This window comes from Brachymonas sp. KE5, assembly GCF_057773645.1.
In genome coordinates, this window is the sequence record NZ_CM173463.1 from 676,539 (window position 1) to 695,604 (window position 19,066).

A 19,066-nucleotide genomic window follows, 5' to 3' on the forward strand; every position below is an offset into this window, starting at 1 on the left:
GTCCCTCCATTTGGGCCGCTTGGCAAAAGGGGTTTGCCAAACAGATTTACCATCGCGAAAGTCCCCCCCGTCTTCGCTGAAAGAGAGTCCATCGCATGACTTCGTCTACTACATTCCTGGCGCGCCTAGGCATCCGGTATCCCATCATCCAGGCTCCCATGACGGGTACCTCCACGCCCAGGCTCGCGGCGGCTGTTTCGAATGCAGGCGGGCTGGGCTCGCTCGGCATCGGCGCCAACACCCTCGAACAGGCACGGCAGATGATCGCGGAAACGCGCGCTCTGACGGACAAGCCTTTCAATGTCAACGTCTTTTGCCACGCGCCAGCGCAGCGTGATGCCGCGCGCGAGGCCGCGTGGGTGCAGCATCTGGCACCGCTGTTTGCCGAGGTGGGCGCGACCCCGCCGGATGCACTCAACGAGATCTACCGTACCTTTGTGAACGACGATGCCGCCTTGCAGATGTTGCTTGAGCTGCGCCCGACGGTGGTGAGTTTCCATTTCGGATTGCCGTCGCCACAGGCCCTGACCGCGCTGCGCGAGGCGGGCATCCTGACGATGGCGACGGCCACCAGTTTGCAGGAGGCACGCTGGATCGAGCAAGCGGGTATCGATGCCATCGTGGCTCAGGGCATCGAGGCAGGCGGCCATCGCGGCATGTTCGATCCGCAGGCGCCGGACGAGTGCTGGAGCACGGCGGTGCTGGTGCGCATGCTGGTGCAACAGACCAGGCTGCCGATCGTGGGTGCCGGCGGCATCATGGATGGTGCCGGCATCCGTGCCATGCTGGATCTGGGGGCGGCGGCTGCACAGCTGGGCACCGCGTTCGTGCTGTGTCCCGAATCGGCTGCCAACGTCGCCTATCGCCAGAATCTCAAGAGCGAGCGCGCAGCCCGTACGCGCCTGACCGAAGTGATTTCCGGACGTCCGGCGCGCGGCATGGTGAACCGGTTGATCACGTTTGGCGAAGCCGCAGGCAGTCCGCCGACCGCGGGTTATCCCATGACCTACGACGTGGCCAAACAGCTGAACGCAGTCGCCAGCCAGCAGGGCAATCATGAATTTGCCGCGCAGTGGGCCGGGCAGGGCGCGCCATTGGCTCGGGAAATGTCGGCGGCCGAGCTGATGCAGGTACTGGTCAGGGAGTGGAAGGGCGACTGAGTCCTGCAACAGGGGGGCCACGGACCCGAATCACTTTCCATGCGGCAGGCGCGGGCATGCATGGTTGCCGCCAAGCGCCACAAACAAGAAAGCCGGCTGCACCGGAAAAGGCACAGCCGGCTTTGGAGCCTGCAGCTTCGGATCAGCCTTGCGGCGGCTCGGTTCCCTGAGGCTTGCTGGCCGCATCCGGCAGCACCAGCGTGCTGTCCTTCTTGCAGGCGCCCTTGAGGCAGCAATCCACCCACTGGTTCGCCAGGCGTGCCGCGGCTTCACGGCCACCCAGGCCAAACGCGAGCGCCACGGCCACGGCCACGGCACCCAGCGTCAGCCCGAAGGCCAGATAGACGATCTCGTTGGCCACGCCCATGGCGCGCAGGCCCATGGCAATCACCAGACCCAGGATGGCAAAACGCGCGATGTTGGCGATCAGGCCGGAGGAGTGTTCGGCACGGCTCAGCGCCTGATAGGCCAGGTTGGCCAGCCAGAAGCCGATGATCATGATCACGCTGCCCAGCAGGATGTCGCCACCAAAGGCAGTGAAGGTGGTCAGCAGATCGCTCACCTGGGTGAAACCGAGCTGGTTGGCGGCTTCCACCACGGCAAACAGCATGGCGAAGAACATCAGCAGGCTGCCGGCCAGGTTGGAGGGCAGCAGGCTGCCGCTGAACATGCGCTGCATGCCGAGCTTGGCGGGCAGGGCGTCGGCGCCCACATTCTGCAACAGCGAGCGCAGCAGCATGGCGGCAAAGCGCGCCACGTACCAGGTCAGCAGCACGATGACGACGGCGGCGATGATATGCGGCACGGCCGTCAGGAACTGCTGCAGCATGTCGGTGGCGGGGCGGCTGATGGCCTCGATCTTCAGGGCATCGAGTGCGGCGATCAGTGCGGGCACCAGCACCATGATGTAGACGATGGTGCCGCCCAGGCTGGACAGGCGCAGGCCGTTGGCGGGCGCTTCGGTGGCGGCTACCTGGGCCGCGGTGTGGCCCAGCTTGTTGCCCAGATTGTCGGCACCGACTGCCGCCAGCAGATTGGTCACCAGGCCGCGCAGGATGCGTGCCACGATCCAGCCGACCACGCCGATCATCAGCGCCGCCAGAATGTTCGGCGCCATGGCCAGCGTCTTGTCGAGCATGGCCTGCATGGGCTGCAGCAGGCCGGTCATTTCCAGCGCGCCCAGGATGGCGGGCAGGAACAGCAGGATTACCAGCCAGAAGGCCACGTTGCCTGCATTGGTGCTGACCGGAGCCATGCCGGCTTCGGCGCTCAGGCGTTCATCGAGGCGCGTGGCGTTCAGGGCCTTGCCCACGCCGATCTTGATCAGCGTGGCCACGACCCAGGCCACCAGACCGATCACGCCCGCAGCAAAAATGCGCGGCAGGTAGCGCAGCACGTCCGTCAGCATCACGGCCAGCGGCGCGGACACCGTCGACAGGTTCAGTGCACTGAGCGCAGCCACGACGGCAGCCAGCAGGATCAGCCAGAACACCGCAATAGCGATTGGCGATTCGGCATCGACCTGGCGGCCGGTGCTGGTGTTGATGCGCTGGTTGAGCTTGCTCATGCCCAGCAGGCGGCGCACGCCGGCGCGTGCAAGGATGGCGATGATCCAGCCGACGGCAAAAATCGCCAGTGCGCCCAGGATCTGGGGCAACTGCGAGCCGACCGTATTCTGCATGGCCGTGGTGAAGGCGGTGGTATCCATGAATGACTCCCTCCTCTGTGGCTTGACGGAGCGCGCAAGTGCGCAGCGAAGTTGAAACCACCGCGGGATGGATCAGCGTCCGTCCCGGGCAGCTTCGCGTTCACCATAGCACAGCAATATGACGTATTGCCCCTGATTTCCCCGCGCAAAATCCTGCGGCAGCGGCTGCACGCCGCTTGACGGGGGGGAAAACCTCGCGGAAAAGGGCGTCAATGGCAGGCCGTTTGGGGCCCGGCAGTGCCGCTTCTCAGCCCAGCACTTCCAGCAGGCGATCGAGCCCGCCTTCATTGATGGCCACCATGGCCTGATTGCGCACGGCAGGCTTGGCGTGGTAGGCCACCGACAGGCCGGCCACGCCCATCATCTTCAGGTCGTTGGCACCGTCGCCCATGGCAATCGTCTGCTCGGGCGGGATGCCCATCAGCGTGGCCACTTCCAGCAGCGTGCGGGCCTTTTCGGCACCATCGCAGATGTCGCCCCAGGCCTGGTCGACCATGCGGCCGGTGAGCTTGCCATCGGTGATCTCCAGCAGGTTGGCGCGCGTGAAGTCGATCCCCAGACGCTGGCGGATGCGTTCGGTGAAGAAGGTGAAACCGCCAGAAACCAGCAGGATCTTCAGGCCGGCCTGCTTGCAGGCCTGGATCAGTGTTTCCACGCCGGGATTGAGGCGCAGGCGCTCGTCGTAGATCTGCTGCAGCGCGCTCTCCGGCACGCCTTCGAGCAGGGCCACGCGCTGGCGCAGGCTTTCCTTGTAGTCGGCGATCAGGCCCTGCATCGCAGCCTCGGTAATGGCCGCCACTTCCTCCTTCTTGCCCACGGCGGCGGCAATCTCGTCCACGCACTCGATGTTGATCAGCGTCGAATCCATGTCGAACGCAATCAGCTTGTAATCGGACAGTCGGGGAAGGGCGGGTTGCTCGCGGATGACCAGGGAATCTTGGCGCATGGTGGACACAGGACAGATGGGAATGCCCTCCATTGTAGAAGCCTGCGGGGGAAACCCGGGAAGGCGCAGGAAAACGCATTCGGATGCCGATGCGCACGCGTAAGGGGCGTGGCGCAACGGCACGGCATGCTCCGTGCGTGCCTGCAGGCCGACGCGGCCCGACTTAGCTGAAACGGGCCGGCGAAAGCAGCGCTGCCGAGAGTTGCTCGTCCTGCAAGGCCTGCGGCAAGGATTGCCCCTGCACCAGGGCCGCCGCCGCCATGCCCATGGCCGCGCTGGTCTGGATGCCGTAGCCGCCCTGACCGGCGAGCCAGAAGAAGCCCGGAACTGCCGGGTCAAAACCGTTGATCAGTTCGCCGTCCGGCGCAAAGGTGCGCAGCCCGGCCCAGGTGTGGCTGGGGCGGCGGATTTCCAGCGTGGTCATGCGCTGGATCTGGTCGATACCGATGGCTACGTCCAGTTCCTCGGCCTGCACGTCGTGCGGCTCGACCGGGTCGGCGTTGGCAGGCGAGCCCAGGAGCTGTCCGGCGTCGGGCTTGAGATACCAGTCTTCCTCGGCGCCGATCGCCATTGGCCAGGCATGGATATCGACGCCGGCCGGCGGCGCAAAGGTAAAGGCGGAGCGGCGGCGCGGCTGCAGTCCGAGCGGCGCCACGCCGGCCCGTTGCGCCACCACGTCCGCCCAGGCTCCGGCTGCATTGACCACGATCGGTGCCTCGCAGGCACCGGCGCTGGTTTGCAGGCGCCACACATCGCCCTGGCGCGCCAGGGCCGTTACGTCGGCTGTGTTCAGCAGCGTGCCGCCCGCTTGCCGCAGCGTGCGCAGATAGCCCTGATGCAGGGTGTGCACATCGATATCGGCGGGGTCCGGATCGTGGAGGGCGCCAGCGATCTGCTCCGGGCGCAGAACCGGCAACAGCTGCAGCGCTTCAGCCGGCGTTATGCGTCGCAGACGCGGGCACTGGGCATGCAGGGTGTCCCATTCGGCCTGCAGCGCGGTCTCCTGGCCAGGTGCTGCCACGGTCAGCGTGCCGCGTGGTGTCAGCAGCGGGTGGGCCGCAAAGCCGGGCGGAGGACTCTCGAAAAAGGCGCGGCTGGCGCGCGTGAGGGCGCGCACCTGCGGCGGGCCATAGCTTTCCATGAACAGCGCGGCCGAGCGGCCCGTGGCGTGGTAACCCGGCTGCGATTCGCGCTCCAGCATCAGAATGCGGGCGTGCGGAGCCAGCCAGTGGGCGGCAGCAGCGCCGGCAATGCCGGCGCCGATGATGATGATGTCGGCCGTTTGCGTCATGGTGAACACCTCCTGATGCACGTGCACCATAGCACTGGTCAGCGGCGTCTGCCAGCTTGCGGCATGAGGGCCTGCACGGTGCAGGGGAACGGCGGTAGCACTGGCGGATTGATCGTGGACAAGAAAGCGTTTTCAGGCGCGGTAATCGCTATGACACTTTCAATACTTGTGTTTAGAATGCTTTCGTGGTGCAAGGTTTCCGGTATTCCCCTCTCTGCCGAAAGAACAAGGCCCATCGTCTGGCTCTCTGGATGATGGCCTTGGCCATGTTCGTGCAAGTGATGTCGAGCGTGTTCAGCGCCGGCTTCATGGCACGGCAGGCGGGGGTGGCCCTGAATCCCGCCGACATCGTCATCTGTACCGTCGAGGGCATGTATTCCGTGCCCTTCAACGCACAGAATTCCCCGGACGACGACGGCGCGCCAGCATCCGGCATGATGGGCTCCTGCCCGTATTGCGTGCTGGCAAGCGCTCCTCCACTGCCAGGCGAGCCGGTCTCCCAGGGTATGCTCCTGCCCCGGGTTGTGGTCAGCCAGAGCTGGATTGCGCAGGATACGCCACCAACAGGCACTTCTGCCTTCCGAAAGCATGCGCCCACGCGAGCGCCCCCTGCACAGGCCCTGCTGGCCTGATCTGCGCTTTCAACCCTCTTTCTAACTGTGTGCCACCTGCCTGGGCGCACAGCCTGCCGCGCATGTCAGGCCCTCCTTGATGGATGCCTCTCGCACTGGATGCGAGGTTTTCATCGCCCCTTATTCCCTTTGTTTGCCCCCTGCGCAGAGCTGTGCTCGGCTGCGGGTTGTTTTGGGGGTGTGATGCTTGTTCATACCGAATTTTCCCGTCGCGGCTTTCTGCTGGCCGTGCCTGGCTTGACCGCACTGGCTACCGGCTGTGGCGATGGCCAGACCGATGCCGCCGAGAGCGGCAAGACGCTGTGGCAGACCGATCCGGCTGCCAGGCTCTACGGGTCCCAGGGCGAGCTGCCGCTCCAGACGCTGGAAGGCAAGGCCCTGCTGGTCTTTTTCGGCTACGTACGCTGCCCGGATATCTGCCCCACCAGCCTGTCGGTGGTGGCCCAGGTGCTCACCGGCCTGTCTCCTGAAGAGCGCGCCAGCATGCGCGCCGTGTTCGTCACGCTCGACCCCAACCGCGACCAGCCCGAAGTGCTGCGCAACTACGTCAAGCTGTTCCATCCCGATGTGCTGGCCCTGCGCAGCACCGAGCCCAAACTCAAGGAAATCGCCAAGGCCTTCCGCGTGTATTACGTGCTGCAGCCGCCCGCCGCGGGCGCTGCCAGCGACGTGTACGCGGTCGACCACACGGCCCACACGGGCCTGGTCAATGCCAAGGGCCGGCTGGTCAAGCTGATCCCCTACGGCACCCAGGCCGAAGCCATGCGCAAGAACCTGCGCGAGGTGCTGTAGTGCAGCGCCCCTCCAGCCTGGCACTCGGCCTGCTGGCAGCAGGCCTGATCGCTATGGTGGCCAGCCTGGTGGAGGTGATGCTGGCCGATCACGAGCAAGCCAGCGGCCTGCAGCAGACGCAGGCGCTCACCCGCCAGCTCGGCCTGACCGACCCCGCCCTGATGACCGAGGCGCGCTACGGCCGCCACCTCTCGCAGGCCGACCGCCACACCCCGTTCCAGGACCATCCCCTGGCCTTTGACCATTTCCCCACCGGCTCCATGCTGCCGCCACCCCGCCCATGACTGCCTGGCTCGCCCGACAACGCTATCTGATCGACTATGTGCTCGCCGCCATGGCGCGCCAGAAGGGACGCGCCATCGGCCTGTGGGTGGTGTACACGCTGCTCGTGTTCGTGCTGGCTTCGGTGATGCTGTTCACCCACGCGCTGCGCCAGGAAAGCGCGCGCGTGCTGCAGCATGCGCCTGAAGTGGTGGTGCAGAAGCTCGTAGCCGGCCGCACCGACCTGATTCCGCCGGACTATCTGGAAAAGATGGGCCGCATCCGCGGCGTGCGCGAGAAGCAGCTGCGCCTGTGGGGCTACTACTACGACAGCGTGGTCAAGGCCAACTACACCTTCATGGTGCCGCCGGTGGCCGCTCCCGAGCCGGGCACCATCATCGTCGGCCCGGCCATGGCACGTACGCGCGGCATCAAGGCCGGCGATCCGATCGCCTTCCGCAACTACGCCGGCACCATCATCAGCTACCAGGTGGCGCAGGTGCTGCCACAGCCGACCGAACTGATGAGTGCCGATCTGGTGCTGCTGTCCGAGCAGGACTTCCGCAGCCTGTTCAACTTTCCGGAAGGGTATTACACCGACATTGCCCTGACCGTGGCCAACCCCAGGGAAGTGCGCAACGTCGCCACCAAGGTGACCGAGGCGTTGCCGGATGCACGCCCGATCCTGCGCGAGGAAATTCTGCGCACCTACGCTTCGGTGTTCGACTGGCGCGAGGGCATGGTGCTGGCGGTGCTGTCGGGTGCGCTGCTGGCCTTTGCCATCCTGGCCTGGGACAAGGCCTCCGGCTTGTCCGCGCAGGAGCGGCGCGAAATCGGCATCCTGAAAGCCGTCGGCTGGGAAACCGGCGACGTGCTGCGCATGAAGCTGTGGGAAGGGCTGCTGGTGTCCTTCACCGCCTTCCTGGCCGGCTATCTGCTGGCTTACTGGCATGTGTTCCACGCAGGCGGGGCGCTGTTCCGGCCTGTGCTGCAGGGCTGGGCGGTGCTCTATCCGGAGTTTGCGCTGCGCCCCGAGGTGGATGGTCTGCAGCTGTTCACGCTGCTGTTCTTTACCGTGGTGCCGTTCACTGCGGCGGTGCTGGTGCCCAGTTGGCGTGCCGCCATCACCGACCCCGACGCCGTGATGCGGGCCTGAGGACATTGCCATGCTTGAACTCGTCGACATCACCAAGTCCTTCCACGAAGGCCAGCCCAATGCCTACACGGCGCTGAAGAATGTGTCGCTCACGCTGGAGCGCGGCAAGGTGATCGCGCTGCACGGACCGAGCGGCTCCGGCAAGACCACGCTGCTGACGCTGATCGGCTGCCTGGCGCGCCCCACCAGCGGCCGCGTGCGGCTGGACGGGCAGGACATTTCCTCGCTGCCCGAGCGCTTCCTGACGGCGCTGCGGCGCGAGCGTTTCGGCTTCGTGTTCCAGCAATTCAACCTGATCGCCGGCATGAGCGCGCGCGACAACGTGATGGTGCCGGCCTATCCGACCGGGCTGCCATTCAGGCAGTTGCTTGACCGTGCCGAAGAATTGCTGGCGCAGCTCAACCTGTCGCACCGCAGTGGCGCGCTGGTGCAGACGCTCTCGGGCGGCGAGCAGCAGCGCGTGGCGATTGCCCGTGCGCTCATCAACCAGCCGGACATCCTGATTGCCGACGAGCCCACCGCCAACCTCGACAGTGCGCTGGCGAAGGAGTGTCTGGACATCCTGGGCCGCTTGAATGCGCAGGGCACCACGGTGATCCTCTCCAGCCACGATCCGCTGGTGCTGGACAGCCCGCTGGTGCAGCAGCGCGTGGGCCTGCGCGACGGCCAGGTGCAGGAGGTGCGCTGAATGTTCTTCCAGCCGGCCATCCTTGCCTTGTTGCTGGCTTCCGGCCTGGGGCTGGCTGCGCTGCTGGTGGCATCGCCCTGGGTGCTGCAACTGGTGCGGCACTGGGATCTGCAAAGCGGCAGCCGGCTGCAACTGGTGCTGGAACGGCGCACCTATCTGCTTTCCACGCTGGTCGGCTTCGTGCTGGTGGTGCAGATGGCGGCGTTGCTGCTGTTTGTGTTCAATGCCGATCGCATGGCGGTGCAGTTTGTCGGCGCCATGTGCGCAGTAGGCACGCTGCAGGCCAACAGCTACGGCTTTCCGGCACTGTATGCGCAGCTGGCGGTGTTCTTTCTGGCCAGTGGCTGGCTGGTGCTGCATGCGGCCGATGCACGTGCGCCGGACTATCCGCTCACACGCATCAAGTTCGTGCTGCTGGTGGCGGTGCTGCTGCCGGCGGTGGCGCTGAGTTTCGGGCTGCAGTGGCTGTATTTCGGCAACCTCAGCGCGGACGTGATCACCTCGTGCTGCGGCAGCCTGTTCTCGGTGGAGGCGACCGATCTGGGCGGCGATCTGGCCGGCCTGCCGCCGGGGCCGGCACTGTGGGCGTTTACCGGCACCTTGCTGGCCGCTACGGTGGCGGCGGCCGTGCAGGTGTGGCGGGGCAGGGCGTCTGCGCTTGTGGGCGTATTGAGCGCGACGGCCTTCGTGGTGGCCATTGCCGGGATCATCTCCTTTTTGTCGCTCTACATCTACGAACACCCGCACCACCACTGCCCGTTCTGCATTCTCAAGCCCGAATACGGCTATCGCGGCTATCTGCTTTACATCCCGTTGTTTGCCGCTTCGGCGGCCGGCATCGGCGTGGGCATTCTGGGCCGCGTGGCGCACTTGCCCAGCCTGCAGGCGGTGGCGCCCCTGCTGGCGCGGCGGCTGGCCTGGGTGGCGCTGCTGGGCTTTGGCTTCTTCCTGCTGCTGTCGCTGGGGCTGGTCTGGCACTCGGGACTGATTCTGCTGGAGGCGGCATGAGGCATTGCATTTCACGGGAAGCCGGTTCCCGTTCAAAACCGGCGCACAACTTGTATCTTCAAGGAGAACACCATGAAACGTCGCAGCTTCGTTGAACTTTCCATGCTGGGCGGTGCCGGCGTCATGGCCACGGCCTGCGCCCAGACGCCTGCCGTTGCCCAGAAGGCAGCCTGCCCGACCGATGGCACGCCCAACCAGTTCATCCCCAAGAAAGCGGCGGATGCCAATCCCCTGCAGAACGAGCTGGCCAAGTATCCCAAGTGCCCCTACTGCGGCATGGACCGCACCCAGTACAGCCATAGCCGCATGCTGATCCAGTATGGCGACGATCTGGTGGACGGCACCTGCTCCATCCACTGTTCGGCGCTGAGCCTGGGCCTGAACATCGACCGCCAGCCCAAGATGATCTGGGTCGGCGACAACGCCTCCAACGCCGAGGTCAAGCCGCTGGTGGAAGTGGACAAGGCCGCGTTCCTGGTGGGCAGCAGCATCAAGGGCGTGATGACCAAGCGCAGCAAGGTGGCCTACGGAACTCTGGCTGCTGCCGAAGCATCGAAGAAGGCCAACGGTGGCGAGATCACCGGTTTCGACCAGGCTCTGGCCGCTGCCTACGCCGACCTGTCGGCAGACGTCAGCATGATCCGCAAGAACCGTGAAGAGCGCCGCAAGCGCATGGCCGAACAGCAGAAGAAAGGGTAAGCACCATGTCCTACGTTCGACTGAACCGCCGCGCCACGCTGGGTCTGCTGGCTGCCGTGGCCCTTGCTCCCGTGCATGCGGCGGGGCAGCCGGGCGTGGCTGCTCCCGTGGTGAAGGTGCCCAAACCGGCACCGATGGACCTTTGCCCGGTGTGCGGCATGGTGGTGTCCAAGTACCCGAACTGGGTCGCGACCGTGCTCTGGAAGAACGGCCAGACGCACCACTTCGACGGTGCCAAGGACATGTTCAAGTTCCTGCACAACCTGGCCAAGTACGCCCCGCGCCAGCAGGCGCAGGACATCGTCACCATCGCCGTGACCGAGTACTACAACCTCGACAAGGTCGATGCACGCAAGGCCTGGTATGTGATCGGCTCGGACGTGCTCGGCCCCATGGGCCATGAATTCGTGCCGCTTGCTACCGAAGCCGATGCACGTGACTTCCTCAAGGACCACAAGGGCAAGAAGATCATGCGCTTTGCCGACATCACCGCGCCGTGGCCGGTGCAACTGGACAAGGGTCAGTTCGCCTGATCTCAGGCAGCGCTGGCCTCCTCGGTCAGCGGCTGCCCCAGGCTGCGCAGAATATCCCGCACCAGCATAGCCCGGTCCAGCGGCTTCTCCAGCGCACGCTCGATGCGCAGCTTTTCGTTGCCGGCCAGTTTCACGTGCTTGTTCTTCTGGATCAGCTGGATGATGGCCATCGGATCGATCGGCGGATTCGGCTTGAAGGTGATGGTGATCACCGTCGGCGCCGCCTCCACCTTGAGCACGCCATAGGGCTGTGACAGCACGCGCAGGCGGTGCACGTTCACCAGCGTTTCGGCCTGCGGCGGCAGCTTGCCAAAGCGGTCCACCAGCTCTTCCAGCAGGCGGTCCACCTGCTCGCTGGTCTTGGCCGTGGCCAGCTTCTTGTAGAAGCTCAGGCGCAGATGCACGTCGCCACAATAATCGTCCGGAAGCAGGGCCGGGGCGTGCAGGTTGATCTCGGTCACGGCCTGCAGCGGCGACAGCAGATCCGGCTCCTTGCCGGCCTTGAGCTGCTTGACTGCCTCGGCCAGCATCTCGTTGTAGAGCTGGAAGCCGATTTCCATCATGTTGCCGCTCTGGTTCTCGCCCAGCACCTCGCCGGCGCCGCGGATTTCCAGGTCGTGCATGGCCAGATAGAAGCCGCTGCCCAGTTCCTCCATCTGCTGGATGGCATCGAGCCGCTGCGCCGCCTGCTTGGTCAGCCCTTCGATATCGGGCACCATCAGGTAGGCATAGGCCTGGTGGTGGCTGCGGCCGACGCGGCCGCGCAACTGATGCAACTGCGCCAGGCCGAACTTGTCGGCGCGGCTGATCAGAATGGTGTTGGCGCTGGGCACGTCGATGCCGGTCTCGATGATGGTCGAGCACAGCAAGATGTTGTGGCGCTGCGCCACGAACTCGCGCATCACGCGCTCCAGCTCGCGCTCGGGCATCTGGCCATGCGCCACCGCAATGCGCGCCTCGGGCAGGATCTCTTCCAGCTTCTGGCGCCGGTTCTCGATCGTTTCCACCTCGTTGTGCAGGAAGTACACCTGCCCGCCGCGCTTCAATTCGCGCAGCACGGCCTCGCGGATCACGCCGCTGTTCTCGCTGCGCACAAAGGTCTTGATGGCCAGGCGGCGTTGCGGCGCGGTGGCGATCACACTCAGATCGCGCAGGCCTTCCAGCGCCATGCCCATGGTGCGCGGGATCGGCGTGGCGGTCAGCGTCAGCACGTCGACCTCGGCGCGCAACTGCTTCATCTGTTCCTTGTGGCGCACGCCAAAACGGTGCTCCTCGTCGATGATCAGCAGGCCCAGATTCTTGAATTGCACCTCGCTTGACAACAGCTTGTGCGTGCCCACCACGATATCCACCGTGCCTTCGGTGATGCCTTTTACCGCCGCCGTCACCTCCTTGCCGGAACGGAAGCGCGAGATCTCCGCCACCTTGATCGGCCACTTGGCAAAGCGGTCCTTCAGCGTCTGGTAATGCTGCTCGGCCAAGAGCGTGGTGGGGGCCAGGAAGGCGACCTGCTTGCCGCCAGTCACGGCCACGAAAGCCGCACGCAAGGCCACCTCGGTCTTGCCGAAGCCCACGTCGCCGCACACCAGCCGGTCCATCGGGCGCGGCGAGATCATGTCCTGGATCACTGCATGGATGGCAGCTAGCTGGTCGGCTGTTTCGTCAAAGCCGAAGTCGTTGGCAAACACCTCGTAATCCGCCATCGAGAAGCGGAACGGATGGCCCTCGCGCGCCGCCCGGCGTGCGTAAATGTTGAGCAGTTCGGCCGCACTGTCGCGCACCTGCTCGGCCGCCTTGCGCTTGGCCTTTTCCCATTGGGAACCTCCCAGCTTGTGCAGCGGCGCCTCATCCGGACTCACGCCGGTGTAGCGGCTGATCAGGTGCAGCTGGCTCACCGGCACGTACAGTGTCGCGTCAGACGCGTATTCCAGATGCAGAAACTCCTGCAGCGCCGCCGTGCCATCCGGATTCTTCTGGCCCACGTCCATGTTGACCAGGCCCTGGTAGCGACCAATGCCGTGTGCGCTGTGCACCACCGGATCGCCCACCTTCAGCTCGCTCAAGTCCTTGATCAGCGCTTCGACGTCGCTCGCATGCTCCTGACGCCGGCGGCGCCTGTGCTGCACGCCACCACTGCCGGCAAACAGCTCGGCTTCGGTGATCAGGTCGATGGCGGACTCGTTCCAGGCAAAGCCCTGCACCAGACTGGACGTGGCCAGACCGACTTTTTCGTCGCTCTGCTGGAACTCCGCCAGTGTATCCATCGCCACCGGCTGCACGCCGCTGGCGCGCAGGAAATCCAGCAGGCTTTCGCGCCGGCCGGCACTCTCCGCCAGCAGCAGCACGCGGTGTGGCGTGCTGCGGATATGCGCCTGCAGGCGCAGCAGCGGGTCGTCCGTGCCACGCATGGCAGCGACGTCGGGCAGCAGCGAGAATTCGGCGTAATGACTGACTGCCTCTCCAGCTGCTTCTGCGCCATTGCCGCCATCGGAGGCAGAAGTCTTTGCGCGGGCGGCCTCGGCTGTTTCCGATGGCAGGCTGATGGCACGTGCCGGTCGCAACGCCAGCTGCGCAAAGCGCTTGCCCTCGTTGTAAAACTGCTCGACGCTCAGAAACAGCGTTTCGGGCGGCAGCGCCGGCCGCTCGGGATCGCCCTGCAGCAGCCGGTAGCGCTCGCGCGTATCCTCCCAGAAGCGCTGGAACGGCGTTTCCAGATCATCATGCAACACCACCGTGCTGTGTGCCGGCAGATAGTCGAACACCGTGGCCGTGTCATCGAAGAACAGCGGCAGGTAATACTCGATGCCTGCCGTGGCAATTCCTGCCCCCATGTCCTTGTAGATGCGGCTGCGCGTCGGGTCACCTTCCAGCAACTCGCGCCAGTGCTGCCGAAAGCGCGAGCGTGCCGCATCGTCCATCGGAAACTCGCGCCCCGGCAGCAGGCGCACCTCCGGCACCGGCTGCAGGCTGCGCTGCGAGTCCGGATCGAAGGTGCGGATGCTGTCGATCTCGTCATCGAACAGGTCGATGCGGAAGGGCTGCGGCGAGCCCATCGGGAACAGGTCGATCAGGCCGCCGCGCACGGCGTATTCGCCAGGGCTCACCACCTGGCTCACATGCGCATAGCCGGCCATGGTGAGCTGGCTCTTCAGCGCAGCCTCGTCCAGCATCTGGCCGGTACGGAAACGGAAAGTGTAGCCCGCCAGGAAGGAGGGCGGCCCCAGCCGGTACAGCGCCGTGGTGGCCGGAATCAGCACCACATCCGCGCCATCTTCCGCGCTGTGCTGGCTGATGCGCCACAGTGTTGCCAGCCGCTCGCTGATCAGGTCCTGATGCGGCGAGAAGCTGTCGTAGGGCAGGGTTTCCCAATCGGGAAACAGCACGCAGCGCAAGCCCGGTTCGAAGAAGGGGAGTTCGTCCAGCAGCCGTTGCGCATCGCTGGCATCGGAGGTGACGATGGCAGTACACCGTCCCCCGGCCTTGTCCCGTGCCGCCAGCTGCGCCAGCAGGGCGGCATCGGCGGAGGCGATGGGGCGGGGCAGCGTGTAGCGCTGGCCGGGGGTGAGCTTGGGCAATTGCATGGGAGGCGGGGGAACAAAACACCAATACCCGCGGCCTGTACAGGGCGCGGGGTGAATGGCCTTCATTGTAAAACGCGGGGGCTGCCCGCAGGGCTTGTACGACTGCCGCAGGCTTTCTTTCGGGGTAAGAAAATGCAAAGAACGGGCAGCCCGCCATCCCGCCGCCCGGGCTCTGGCACACTGTCATGCAGAACAGAATGAGAGAGCCTGTCCATGCCCGATATCTATGCCGTGATCCCCTGCGCCGGCACCGGCAGCCGCGCCGGCACGGCCATCCCCAAGCAATATCAGCCGATCGCCGGCAAGGCCATGCTCTGGCACACGCTGGCTGCCTTTGCGGCCTGCCCGGCCATCACCGAAACGCTGCTGGTGCTTGCTCCTGATGACAACTGGTTTGCCAGCCACCAGGCGCCGCCTGAAGTGCCGGCCCGCCGCTTCATGACCACGCCCGCAGGCGGCGCCAGCCGCGCCGAAAGCGTGCGCAACGGCCTGCAGGCCCTGCGCGCGCAGGGCGCCCAGCCCGAAGACTGGGTGCTGGTGCATGACGCTGCCCGTTGCCTGATTACCCGGGAGCAGATCGAGCACCTGATCGCCGCCTGCAAACCGGACGAAACCGGCGGCCTGCTGGCCGTGCCGCTGCCGGACACGCTCAAGTGCGAGTTGCCGCGCAACGGCCTGCCGGACGACGTGCCCGCGCGCGTCGCAGCGACTGTGCCGCGCAGCGACAAATGGCTGGCGCAGACGCCGCAGATGTTCCGCCTTGGCGTGCTGTTGCAGGCGCTGGAGGCTGGCCTGCAGCACGCGCCCGAGCACATCACCGACGAAGCCAGCGCCATCGAGCGCCTTGGCCTGCAGCCGCTGCTGGTGCAGGGCAGTGGCTGGAACTTCAAGGTCACCTATCCGGAAGACTTCACCCTGGCCGAGGCCGTGCTGCTGGCACGGCAACAGCACCAGAAGGTAGACTGAGGCCGGTCGGAGAGGCAGCCGGAGCGGTTTGCGGCCCCCGTTCTTGCAGGCAATGCGACAATCCGGTGCATGACTACCTCGACACCGCTTTTCCCCCCATTCCGCATCGGCGAAGGCTGGGACACGCACCAGCTGGTTGAAGGCCGACCGCTCTGGCTGGGCGGCGTGCAGATCCCGCATCCCATGGGCCTGCTGGGCCACTCCGATGCCGATGTGCTGCTGCATGCCATCACCGACGCCATCCTGGGCGCTGCCGGCATGGGCGATATCGGCACGCTCTTCCCCGACACCGACCCTGCCTTCAAGGGCGCCGACTCGCGCGTGCTGCTGCGCGAGGCGATGCAGCGTGTGCGCGCCAGCGGCTGGCAAGTCGGCAATGCGGACTGCACCATCATCGCGCAAAAGCCCAAGCTGGCGCCCTACAAGGCCGCCATGGCGCAGTCGGTGGCGGACTGCCTGGGTGTGACGGCCGCGCAGGTCAACGTCAAGGCCAAGACGTCGGAGAAGCTCGGCCCAGTGGGTGAGGAGCGCAGCATGGAAGCACGCGCGGTGGTGCTGCTGTTTCCTGCCTGAAACGCGGGGCACGCCTGCAGGCAGGGCTGCGGGTTACAGTGCAATCACTCTTGGTGGACCAGATGTCTATTTGACCCGCGGCAGCCGCAGGTCCGCCTGCAGACCGCCTTCCTTGCGGTTGCTCAGCATCAGCGTGCCGCCCATGTACTGCACCACCTTCTTCACGATGGAAAGGCCCAGGCCGCTGCCCGCCGCCGAGGTGCGCGCCTCATCGGCCCGGTAGAAGGGCTGCGTCAGCCGGTGCAGCATGGCTTCGGGCACTCCCGCGCCACGGTCGGAAATCTGCAGGTGCACATAGCCGGCTTCGGCGCGCGCAATCACATCCACTTCCGTGTAGTCCGCATTCGGGGTCTTGCCGTAGCGCCGTGCATTCTCCAGCAGGTTGGAGACGACCCGCGCCAGCTCGATCTCGTCCGCCTTCACGCGCAGGTTGTTCGGTACCTGGATGTTCAGGCGCATGTCATCGGCATTCAGGTAGGGATAGGCACTGGTCTGCACCACCTCCTTCAGCTGCACCGTGGTCAGTTGCATGGAGTCCGGGCGAGCGTAGTCCATGAACTTGTTGATGATCGAGTCGACCTGCTCAATGTCGGCAGCCATGTACTTCTGGGCTTCTTCGTCGGATACGCTCATTTCCACTTCCAGCCGCAGGCGCGCCAGCGGGGTGCGCAAATCGTGCGAGATGCCGGCCAGCATCACGGCGCGCTCCTGCTCCACCTTGGCCATCTGCTCGGCCATGCGGTTGAAGCCGATGTTCACCTCGCGCAGCTCCTTGGTCGATACTGCCTCGTCCAGGTGGCCGGCATTGAAGTCGCCCTGGCGGATCTTGCCGATGGCGATGGACAGCTGCTTGAGCGGCCGGTTGACCAGGCCCGCCATCAGCGCAGCGCCCGCCAGCGACAGGCCGGCTGCCATCAGCATCCACACCAGCCAGGTGGTGCCGCCCACCGGCGTCACGCGTGACTGGTCGGTCAGCAGCCAGTAGGCATCGCCGTCGATGTCGAAGCCGATCCACAGGCCTTCTTCGCCGTTGACGGAGCTTGCTACCACCGTTCGGGGGCCCAGGCGCAGCTCCAGCTCTTCCGTCACGCGTTCATCCAGCTGGTCGCGGTTGATGATCTCGATTCTGTCTTCCTGCTCGCGTGGCAGGATGCGCACGCCTTCTTCTTCGGCCAGCGTCTTCATCAGCGCCAGCCGCGTGATCGAATCGGAATACACCAGCGCGGCCCGGCTCAGGTTGACCAGCGAGGCAATCTGCTGGGCCGTCTGCGTGGCGCGCGGCTCAAAGTCGAGCGAGCGGATCGTCATCAGCCAGCCGATGGTGCTCATGGTGAGCAGCAGGCCGATCATGATGAAGGTGCGCCAGAACAGGTTCAGGCCCCAGCGCGGCACGACGTAGGGCACGGCTCCCGGCTCGCCTGCGACAACAGGTACCGGCGTCTGGACGGATGGCTCTTCCTGGCCGTCTGCAGCAGCTTCGTGCTGGGCCGACCAGCGCGGCGCCAGCAGACGGGTCAGGGAAGAGAACGTGTCTTTGCTCATGAACAGCGAACAGGCGCTGCGGGCCGCAGCGGGAATGGAGGGCGGCACAGGCGTGCCGCAGGGGTTGGCGTCATGCGATGTGCGGGGCGACTATCCGGCAGGGACAGGCATGCCCGCGTCATCGTGATGGCGTCTCAGGTGTTGCCGCCGCCATCCGGTACGAACACGTAACCCACGCCCCACACAGTCTGGATGTAGCGTGGCGAGGCCGGATCCGTTTCGATCAGCTTGCGCAGGCGCGAGACCTGCACGTCCAGACTGCGGTCGAAGGGCTCGAACTCGCGGCCGCGTGCCAGCTGGGCCAGCTTTTCGCGCGACAGCGGCTGGCGCGGGTGGCGCACCAGAGCCTTGAGCATGGCGAATTCGCCCGTGGTCAGCGGCAGGTCTTCGCCATCCTTTTTCAGGGTGCGCGCGCTCAGGTCGAACACGAAGTTGCCGAAGCTCACGACCTCGGTCTCGGTGGAAGGAGCGCCGGGCGCCTCGACGGCCGGGCGGCGGCGCAGCACGGCGTGCACGCGGGCCAGCAGCTCGCGCGGGTTGAAGGGCTTGCCCAGATAGTCGTCGGCGCCGATTTCGAGGCCGACGATGCGGTCCACGTCCTCGCCCTTGGCAGTGAGCATGATGATGGGCGTCTTGTCGTTGGCGGCGCGCAGACGGCGGCAGATGGACAGGCCGTCTTCGCCGGGAAGCATCAGGTCGAGCACGATCAGGTCGACCGCTTCGCGCAGCAGGATGCGGTTGAGGTTCTTGCCATCTTCGGCCACCATCACTTCAAAGCCTTCCTGGCTCAGGTAGCGGCGCAGCAGATCGCGGATGCGGGCATCGTCATCCACTACCACGATCTTGTCGGCACGGGTGTTGGCCTGAGTCATCTTGTCCTCCGTGAATTTGTAACACAGACGGATGTTAGGCCGCATTCGCCAAAAAACCACCCATTTTTCATTGCCTTTTCACACTGTTACACATCTTGCGGGGGGATTGCCTTTCTGACCGGATGGTGCCTAGTATCCTCGCGGCAGACCGTTAAGCTTGGGGAATTGACAAGGCGTTCTGGTCTGCCCTGCAAGCATGTCGCAAGGATTTGCTGGCATGGCGGAAGCTGGCGTCCAGAATGCAGGAACAAGGCAGTAAGCAATGAAATCAGACAAGGCAGACATCACGTTCAACCCGGCCATGCTTGCGGGAGGCGAGAGTGTCCCGGGCAAGCGCGCCTGGGGGGGCAAATGGATTGCCTTGCCGGCGCTGCTGGCGGCAGGGCTGTTCAGCCCGGCTGCGTGGGCGGATTGTCCGTCTCCCAATGAGGTTGGCAAGCAGTTTCCGGGCCCGCCGGTGCGGGACGACTTGCGCCAGACGCTCACCACGTCCAGGGATTGCATGAATACCATCCAGCCCAAGCGCATGAGCCCGCGCGAATTGCAGGAGCTGCGCAAGGCCATCCGTGACCATGCCACTGCCAACGGGCGCAAGCTGCGCTCGCGCTGACAGGATTTTTCCGGCCCGCGTCTGCGGGCCTTGTAACTTTGAGGAAGG

At 65.4% G+C, this 19,066-nt stretch carries 18 protein-coding genes; 12 read left to right on the top strand and 6 right to left on the bottom strand.

The features are described 5' to 3' along the window. Positions 1–95 precede the first annotated feature (95 nt). Complete coding sequence (locus ACX36O_RS03155) at positions 96–1,160, top strand: NAD(P)H-dependent flavin oxidoreductase (RefSeq protein WP_213359278.1); 1,065 nt, start codon at positions 96–98, stop codon at positions 1,158–1,160. Between the two features lie 142 nt (positions 1,161–1,302). Here the strand turns inward: ACX36O_RS03155 and ACX36O_RS03160 are convergent, their stop codons facing one another. From ACX36O_RS03160 to ACX36O_RS03170, 3 genes are all read right to left on the bottom strand, one after another. Beyond that, on the bottom strand, positions 1,303–2,868 hold the full coding sequence (locus tag ACX36O_RS03160; RefSeq protein ID WP_213359281.1) for a mechanosensitive ion channel: 1,566 nt from the start codon (positions 2,866–2,868) through the stop codon (positions 1,303–1,305). 247 nt (positions 2,869–3,115) lie between these two features. Beyond that, the gene (serB, locus tag ACX36O_RS03165) at positions 3,116–3,814 is read right to left on the bottom strand and encodes a phosphoserine phosphatase SerB (protein ID WP_213359284.1); all 699 of its coding nucleotides are present in this window, start codon (positions 3,812–3,814) and stop codon (positions 3,116–3,118) included. 163 nt (positions 3,815–3,977) lie between these two features. Then, on the bottom strand, positions 3,978–5,105 hold the full coding sequence (locus ACX36O_RS03170; RefSeq protein WP_213359288.1) for an NAD(P)/FAD-dependent oxidoreductase: 1,128 nt from the start codon (positions 5,103–5,105) through the stop codon (positions 3,978–3,980). A gap of 251 nt (positions 5,106–5,356) precedes the next feature. Here ACX36O_RS03170 and ACX36O_RS03175 point away from each other — a divergent pair, with 251 nt between their 5' ends. From ACX36O_RS03175 to ACX36O_RS03210, 8 genes are all read left to right on the top strand, one after another. Continuing rightward, the gene (locus ACX36O_RS03175) at positions 5,357–5,737 is read left to right on the top strand and encodes a DUF2946 family protein (protein ID WP_488360035.1); all 381 of its coding nucleotides are present in this window, start codon (positions 5,357–5,359) and stop codon (positions 5,735–5,737) included. A gap of 183 nt (positions 5,738–5,920) precedes the next feature. Continuing rightward, positions 5,921–6,529 carry an SCO family protein gene (locus tag ACX36O_RS03180; protein WP_488360036.1) on the top strand — a complete coding sequence of 203 codons (609 nt, stop codon included), beginning with the start codon at positions 5,921–5,923 and terminating at the stop codon, positions 6,527–6,529. Beyond that, complete coding sequence (locus ACX36O_RS03185) at positions 6,529–6,813, top strand: hypothetical protein (RefSeq protein WP_488360037.1); 285 nt, start codon at positions 6,529–6,531, stop codon at positions 6,811–6,813. Before ACX36O_RS03180 ends, ACX36O_RS03185 begins: the two co-directional genes overlap by 1 nt. Next, positions 6,810–7,946 (top strand): ABC transporter permease, encoded by a 1,137-nt coding sequence (locus ACX36O_RS03190; protein ID WP_371686925.1) that lies wholly within the window; start codon positions 6,810–6,812, stop codon positions 7,944–7,946. Before ACX36O_RS03185 ends, ACX36O_RS03190 begins: the two co-directional genes overlap by 4 nt. 10 nt (positions 7,947–7,956) lie before the next feature. Continuing rightward, complete coding sequence (locus tag ACX36O_RS03195) at positions 7,957–8,634, top strand: ABC transporter ATP-binding protein (protein ID WP_371686924.1); 678 nt, start codon at positions 7,957–7,959, stop codon at positions 8,632–8,634. Then, positions 8,635–9,642, top strand: coding sequence for a hypothetical protein (locus tag ACX36O_RS03200; protein WP_488360038.1), 1,008 nt, complete (start codon positions 8,635–8,637; stop codon positions 9,640–9,642). Positions 9,643–9,714: 72 nt separating this feature from the next. Continuing rightward, positions 9,715–10,341: a nitrous oxide reductase accessory protein NosL gene (locus tag ACX36O_RS03205; RefSeq protein WP_488360039.1), complete on the top strand. Its 627-nt coding sequence runs from the start codon at positions 9,715–9,717 to the stop codon at positions 10,339–10,341. 5 nt (positions 10,342–10,346) lie between these two features. Continuing rightward, positions 10,347–10,874, top strand: a complete 528-nt coding sequence (locus ACX36O_RS03210; protein WP_488360040.1) for a nitrous oxide reductase accessory protein NosL — start codon at positions 10,347–10,349, stop codon at positions 10,872–10,874. Between the two features lie 2 nt (positions 10,875–10,876). On the opposite strand, the gene mfd is transcribed toward ACX36O_RS03210, so the two are convergent. Continuing rightward, positions 10,877–14,455 (bottom strand): transcription-repair coupling factor, encoded by a 3,579-nt coding sequence (gene mfd / locus ACX36O_RS03215; RefSeq protein ID WP_488360041.1) that lies wholly within the window; start codon positions 14,453–14,455, stop codon positions 10,877–10,879. Positions 14,456–14,668: 213 nt separating this feature from the next. Here mfd and ispD point away from each other — a divergent pair, with 213 nt between their 5' ends. Further along, positions 14,669–15,421 carry a 2-C-methyl-D-erythritol 4-phosphate cytidylyltransferase gene (gene ispD, locus ACX36O_RS03220; protein ID WP_488360042.1) on the top strand — a complete coding sequence of 251 codons (753 nt, stop codon included), beginning with the start codon at positions 14,669–14,671 and terminating at the stop codon, positions 15,419–15,421. Between the two features lie 69 nt (positions 15,422–15,490). Then, positions 15,491–15,994 carry a 2-C-methyl-D-erythritol 2,4-cyclodiphosphate synthase gene (ispF, locus tag ACX36O_RS03225; RefSeq protein WP_371686471.1) on the top strand — a complete coding sequence of 168 codons (504 nt, stop codon included), beginning with the start codon at positions 15,491–15,493 and terminating at the stop codon, positions 15,992–15,994. A 66-nt stretch (positions 15,995–16,060) separates the two neighbouring features. Here ispF and ACX36O_RS03230 read toward each other — a convergent pair whose 3' ends face one another. Continuing rightward, a complete protein-coding gene (locus tag ACX36O_RS03230; RefSeq protein ID WP_371686472.1) occupies positions 16,061–17,536 on the bottom strand; it encodes a sensor histidine kinase in 1,476 nt (491 codons plus the stop codon). A gap of 134 nt (positions 17,537–17,670) precedes the next feature. Then, positions 17,671–18,408, bottom strand: coding sequence for an osmolarity response regulator transcription factor OmpR (ompR, locus tag ACX36O_RS03235; protein WP_371686473.1), 738 nt, complete (start codon positions 18,406–18,408; stop codon positions 17,671–17,673). A gap of 262 nt (positions 18,409–18,670) precedes the next feature. Here ompR and ACX36O_RS03240 point away from each other — a divergent pair, with 262 nt between their 5' ends. Next, positions 18,671–19,018, top strand: coding sequence for a hypothetical protein (locus ACX36O_RS03240; RefSeq protein WP_213359352.1), 348 nt, complete (start codon positions 18,671–18,673; stop codon positions 19,016–19,018). The last annotated feature ends 48 nt before the right edge of the window (positions 19,019–19,066 follow it).

Coding starts and splice junctions, on each gene's coding strand:
- ACX36O_RS03200 (WP_488360038.1), top strand. CDS start 8,635: ATGTTCTTCCAGCCGGCCATCCTTGCCTTGTTGCTGGCTTCCGGCCTG.
- ACX36O_RS03175 (WP_488360035.1), top strand. CDS start 5,357: ATGATGGCCTTGGCCATGTTCGTGCAAGTGATGTCGAGCGTGTTCAGC.
- ACX36O_RS03160 (WP_213359281.1), bottom strand. CDS start 2,868: ATGGATACCACCGCCTTCACCACGGCCATGCAGAATACGGTCGGCTCG.
- mfd (WP_488360041.1), bottom strand. CDS start 14,455: ATGCAATTGCCCAAGCTCACCCCCGGCCAGCGCTACACGCTGCCCCGC.
- ispD (WP_488360042.1), top strand. CDS start 14,669: ATGCCCGATATCTATGCCGTGATCCCCTGCGCCGGCACCGGCAGCCGC.
- ACX36O_RS03170 (WP_213359288.1), bottom strand. CDS start 5,105: ATGACGCAAACGGCCGACATCATCATCATCGGCGCCGGCATTGCCGGC.
- ACX36O_RS03230 (WP_371686472.1), bottom strand. CDS start 17,536: ATGAGCAAAGACACGTTCTCTTCCCTGACCCGTCTGCTGGCGCCGCGC.
- ACX36O_RS03180 (WP_488360036.1), top strand. CDS start 5,921: ATGCTTGTTCATACCGAATTTTCCCGTCGCGGCTTTCTGCTGGCCGTG.
- ACX36O_RS03210 (WP_488360040.1), top strand. CDS start 10,347: ATGTCCTACGTTCGACTGAACCGCCGCGCCACGCTGGGTCTGCTGGCT.
- ACX36O_RS03155 (WP_213359278.1), top strand. CDS start 96: ATGACTTCGTCTACTACATTCCTGGCGCGCCTAGGCATCCGGTATCCC.
- ompR (WP_371686473.1), bottom strand. CDS start 18,408: ATGACTCAGGCCAACACCCGTGCCGACAAGATCGTGGTAGTGGATGAC.
- ispF (WP_371686471.1), top strand. CDS start 15,491: ATGACTACCTCGACACCGCTTTTCCCCCCATTCCGCATCGGCGAAGGC.
- ACX36O_RS03190 (WP_371686925.1), top strand. CDS start 6,810: ATGACTGCCTGGCTCGCCCGACAACGCTATCTGATCGACTATGTGCTC.
- ACX36O_RS03205 (WP_488360039.1), top strand. CDS start 9,715: ATGAAACGTCGCAGCTTCGTTGAACTTTCCATGCTGGGCGGTGCCGGC.
- ACX36O_RS03195 (WP_371686924.1), top strand. CDS start 7,957: ATGCTTGAACTCGTCGACATCACCAAGTCCTTCCACGAAGGCCAGCCC.
- serB (WP_213359284.1), bottom strand. CDS start 3,814: ATGCGCCAAGATTCCCTGGTCATCCGCGAGCAACCCGCCCTTCCCCGA.
- ACX36O_RS03240 (WP_213359352.1), top strand. CDS start 18,671: ATGAAATCAGACAAGGCAGACATCACGTTCAACCCGGCCATGCTTGCG.